Source organism: Granulicatella sp. WM01 (assembly GCF_004570605.1).
Classification (GTDB): Bacteria; Bacillota; Bacilli; order Lactobacillales; family Aerococcaceae; genus WM01.
Genome location: NZ_SPPB01000130.1, coordinates 1 through 624 on the forward strand (window position 1 = coordinate 1; position 624 = coordinate 624).

Annotated in this window: 1 protein-coding gene; it reads left to right on the plus strand. The window is 31.2% G+C overall.

The annotated features are described in order from the left end of the window. Positions 1-73: 73 nt before the first annotated feature. Positions 74-624: Panacea domain-containing protein (locus tag E4T68_RS08980; protein ID WP_135126060.1), on the plus strand; the 551-nt coding region annotated here is incomplete at its 3' end.

Genomic DNA, 624 nt, shown 5'->3' on the forward strand with positions numbered 1-624 from the left:
GTGTTGCTCACTAAGATAAGAAAACAAGGGCAAGTGTATCATTTATCTAACTTAAAGAAAGAGGAATAGTACTATGTATCAACATTTTATATTAATTGCTAGTGTGTATACTAAAGGGGCTCGAGTAGGATTTCAAATATCTGAAAAAGATAGAGTAGATAGAGAACGTATTAAAAGTGTACTGGATAGGATTAGTGAAATTAATCGTGCTGATATTGGAGTACACTTTCTTTTTACAGAAAGCGATTCATGGCAAAGTGTCATAGAGTTAGATTCATTTTTTGAAGATGTTGTGATATGTGGGGATTTTGGAGAATTTGAAAAGCTATTGAGTTCTGATTTGAAAATAACAGCGATTGATGTGGCGAAATTCTTCTTGTCTATGCAATCATTTTCTCATCTACAGTTACAGAAATTAGTATATATAGCGTATAAAGAGTATTTATTGAAATATGATAGAAAATTATTTCAAGAAAAAATTATAGCTTATAAATATGGTCCTGTTGTTGAAGAAATGTATCGTCAATTTAAAGAATTCGGTTCAAGTTCAATAAAAATGGAAGATGATGAGACGTATGTTTTGGAGGACATTGCATTGCCACAGGCTATTGGAAGAATGATGTT